This window comes from Petrotoga halophila DSM 16923 (genome assembly GCF_002924615.1).
This window is the reverse complement of the sequence record NZ_JALY01000195.1, coordinates 1-3,983: the sequence shown is the minus strand read 5'-3', so window position 1 is coordinate 3,983 and position 3,983 is coordinate 1. Positions and strand designations below refer to the sequence as shown.

At 36.5% G+C, this 3,983-nt stretch carries 3 protein-coding genes and 3 pseudogenes; all 6 read right to left on the bottom strand.

Annotated elements, in window-relative coordinates:
• Positions 1–380, bottom strand: a 380-nt coding sequence (locus AA81_RS09715; RefSeq protein ID WP_146050379.1) for an ATP-binding cassette domain-containing protein, incomplete at its 3' end; no start/stop codon positions are given.
• The gene (locus AA81_RS09710; protein ID WP_103898907.1) at positions 380–1,399 is read right to left on the bottom strand and encodes an ABC transporter ATP-binding protein; all 1,020 of its coding nucleotides are present in this window, start codon (positions 1,397–1,399) and stop codon (positions 380–382) included. The genes AA81_RS09710 and AA81_RS09715, both read right to left, overlap by 1 nt.
• Positions 1,400–1,467: 68 nt before the next feature.
• A pseudogene (locus AA81_RS14775) lies at positions 1,468–1,953 on the bottom strand (ABC transporter permease); the annotation flags it as partial.
• A 447-nt stretch (positions 1,954–2,400) separates the two neighbouring features.
• Positions 2,401–2,535: pseudogene (locus AA81_RS14770) on the bottom strand (ABC transporter permease); the annotation flags it as partial.
• A gap of 10 nt (positions 2,536–2,545) precedes the next feature.
• Positions 2,546–3,583 carry an ABC transporter permease gene (locus AA81_RS09700; RefSeq protein WP_103079269.1) on the bottom strand — a complete coding sequence of 346 codons (1,038 nt, stop codon included), beginning with the start codon at positions 3,581–3,583 and terminating at the stop codon, positions 2,546–2,548.
• A gap of 123 nt (positions 3,584–3,706) precedes the next feature.
• Positions 3,707–3,983: pseudogene (locus AA81_RS09695) on the bottom strand (ABC transporter substrate-binding protein); the annotation flags it as partial.

Here is a 3,983-nt window from a genome sequence, read left to right as displayed (position 1 = left end):
TCTATTTCATTATCTAATTTCTTAATTACTTCTTCTTCTGAACCTAATTCTTTTTTCATTTTCTCAAATCTTTCAGCATAAATCGTTTTAACATACTTATTAATGGTGGTACCTCTCATGAACCATGGTGTAGTGTCTTGTTCTCCCATTATAATTCGTCCGTCTGTTGGTTCGTATAATCTTAGGATTGTCATACCTGTTGTACTTTTACCACAACCGGATTCACCAACAAGCCCCAGAGTTTCTCCTTCTTTTATTGCAAAGCTAATATCGTCTACAGCTAATACATGAGCAACGGTTCTTTTGAAGACCCCTGCTCTAACAGGAAAATATTTTTTTAAATTTTCAACTTTTAAGATTACTTTGTCACTATTTGGCACTATACTTCACCTTCTTTGACTTTGTTCATTTCATCCAATAATTTGTCTATGTGCCAACAACGGGAAAAATGGCGAGGTTCTACTTCTTCCAAGTTGGGATCTTCATCTACACATTTTTGGTCAGCAAAGAAACACCTATTTGAAAATTTACAACCCTTTGGAAAGTTCAAGGGGTTTGGAACTACTCCAGGAATAGAAAGCAACCTCTCCTCTTCTTTGTCTATCCTGGGAATAGAATTCATCAACCCCCATGTATAAGGATGACGTGGCCTTTTAAAAATGGTTTTGATGTCACCACTTTCAACCACTTCTCCACCATACATAACTATCGCCCTATCAGCCATCTCAGCAATAACTCCAAGGTCATGTGTAATAAAAATTATAGACATTTTAAACTCATTTTGTAAATCCTTCATGAGTTCCAGTATCTGTGCCTGTATGGTAACATCCAATGCGGTAGTTGGCTCATCTGCTATGAGGATGGAAGGGTTGCAAGCTAACGCCATAGCGATCATGGCTCTCTGTCTCATTCCACCGGACAATTCATGAGGATATTGGTCAATTCGCCTTTCTGGTTCAGGAATACCAACTTTTCTTAATAAATCAATCGCTCTTTTTTTCCCTTCTTTTTCACTAATCTTAAGATGCAATTCAAGAGATTCCATGATTTGTTCCCCAATCGTGTAGACTGGGTTTAAAGCGGTCATAGGTTCCTGGAAGATCATGGAAATCTCATTACCACGTATCCTTCGGAGATGATTGTCCGATAAAGATAAAACATCCATATCTTTGTACTGTATTTCTCCTTCAGCGATCCATCCATTTTCGTCTAGTAACCTTATAGTGCTTAGCGCAGTAACTGTTTTGCCTGAACCAGATTCTCCCACTATTGCCAACGTTTCACCTGGATAAAGATCAAAACTGGCTCCATTGACCGCCTTTATTATACCATCCTCTGTCTTAAAATGAACATGCAAATTATCAACACGAAGTATAGGTTTGCTATTGTTATCTTTCAAAAAGCTTCCTCCTCTCACTTTATCGTCTCATTCTCGGATCAAAAACATCTCTTAGGGCATCTCCCATTTATCAAAACTGGAAATATCGTATTAGGTAAGATATGTTTGACTATAATTGCCGCATCCCTTACCCCAAGAGCTTTCGCAGCCATAACGTACTGCTCATTTTTGGCTTGAAGTATATTCCCTCTGATCAACCTGGCTGTGACCATCCAACCAAAAATTATCAAGGCGATCATCATATTTCTAACTCCAAGACCTAAAATAGTTGTTAAAACCATAGCTGCAAGCATAAAAGGTATTGACATAAAGATATCCGTGATTCTCATCAGAACTTCTTCGAGCCAACCACCAAAATAGGCAGCTACTGAACCTATAAAAAGCCCTACGATAGTTGAAATTAAAACTACCACCAACCCTATTTGAAAAGCGGTTCTACTTCCCCAAACAACACCGTAAAAGATATCCTTTTGATTTACTACCCCAAAGGGATGTTCAGGAGATGGTGGTATAGGCTCTAACGTTGAAACTACGTTGGGAATCAAGAACGGATTGAATTCAATTGAGTTCAAGAAATCTTTGTTTAATGTTTCATAAACGTTTAAAGCTTCATTTTTGAAATCTTGTCCATTGAGTGATTGAAGATCGCTGATCATTTCTGAAAATCTTAAAGACCTTTCATACCTTTCAACTACGTTTTCATATTCATTTCTCAACCTTCTAATTACACCATTAGTATCTTCATCAAAATCTTCGTAGTAGGACCTATTTAGAACATACATATCAACTAATCCTTTAATTTCAGATTTTAATTCTTCTTTTTCAATTTCCCCATTTTCAAACTTTTCAACACTTTCCATCAATTTTGACATATCTTGATAGTCCATTTCAGCAAAAAAATATGTGTCTTCCCAATAGTTTTTAAACTCTTGAATAATAGAATCTTTATTTCCCGTTGGATCTTCATTTATTTGTTCACGGGCTCTTTCCAAGTTTCTTTCGTTTGGTAATTGAGGAGGTGCTATTACTGGTGCCAGTATCGCTATAATTATGAAAAATACCAATATAGAAAAACCTATGATAGCAGAAGGATTTGTAAAAAAGCGTTTTAAAGCCCTTTTTGTTTCTTCATTCACAATTTCCACCTCACCCTAACCTAATTCTTGGATCGATAAATGCGTAAGATACATCGATTATAAGATTTCCTACAATAAGTATGAAAGAAGTAAATAATAGAACACCCATTATAGAAGCATAATCCAATTGTTGAGCGGCTGTTGCAGCGAAGGATCCTAAACCTGTTCTAACAAAAACCATCTCTACTATAACAACTCCCGCCAATAAACCGATGACCATTTGACCCGCGGTTGTTACAACAGGGATCAAGGCATTTCTTCTAGCATGCTTGTTTATAACTAATTTTTCTGGTAACCCTTTTGATCTTGCAGTTCTTATGTAATCTCTTCTAAGAACTTCCAACATAGAAGATCGGGTGATCCTTAATAGATTAGCCCACCATAGCCAAGATATAGCAATAATTGGACCTATAATATGTCTTAAAGCATCCCAAAATATATCAATTCTTCCATTGAGTAATGCATCTATAGTCAAAAGATGAGTATAGTTATTAAAGGTGGCACTTTTTACAATTTCATCTGCCCACAAGCTTAGGTTACCTGGAGGAAACCATCCCAAGCCAATATAAAATATCAATAAGACAAGGATTGCCCAAACAAAATCTGGCAAAGACCAACCAATTAAAGCAAATATTCTAATAACTTGATCTATGAATGAATTATGATGAACTGCAGCAGTAACCCCAAACCATATACCAACTCCTATTATAGGGAAAAGAGCATATAGTGCTAATTCTACTGTATAGGGAAATCTGTGTAATAAAGCATCAATAACAGGCTCTTTCCCCACTACAGACCAACCAAGATCACCTTTGAACAAATTCCCTATCCATTTGCCGTATCTAACAGGCCAAGGATCGGTCAATCCATACTGCTCCATCAAAGCAATTTTATCTTGATCAGATAACTTGGCATAAGTATTTGGATCAACGTAAGTAGATAAAAGTTTCAGTGGTCCCAGTAATTGTTGCATAGAAAAAACTATCAATGTAACGCCCAACATAATCAAAGGGAGTAATAACAACCTTCTCATAATGTATGTGGTCAAAAGCAAACACCTCCGCTCTGTTATTTATACTTATTAAGTAATCACTTAAAAAGAGAGGGGAACCCCCCTCTCTTCACATTCTACTACAAAAAACTTTCTTTTCACAATATTTTAGCAGAATTATTACTCTACCTTAGTATAGTTATAATAATAGTCACCTGGCCAAATTGGATTATTTATCCATCCTTTTAGCCAAGAACGATGGACCCTCAACCCTTGTGGCTGATAAAGTGGTAAAACAAGAGCGTAATCAAAAACAAATTCTTGAATATCTATGTACATTTGCTCTCTTTTAGCAGGATCAGATTCAAGGGCTGCATCTTCTATCATTTTGTTCAAAGATTTTCCACCAAATTCTGGTCTTGGCAAGCTTGCAAATTCCGCAAAGTTATCGCCGTAG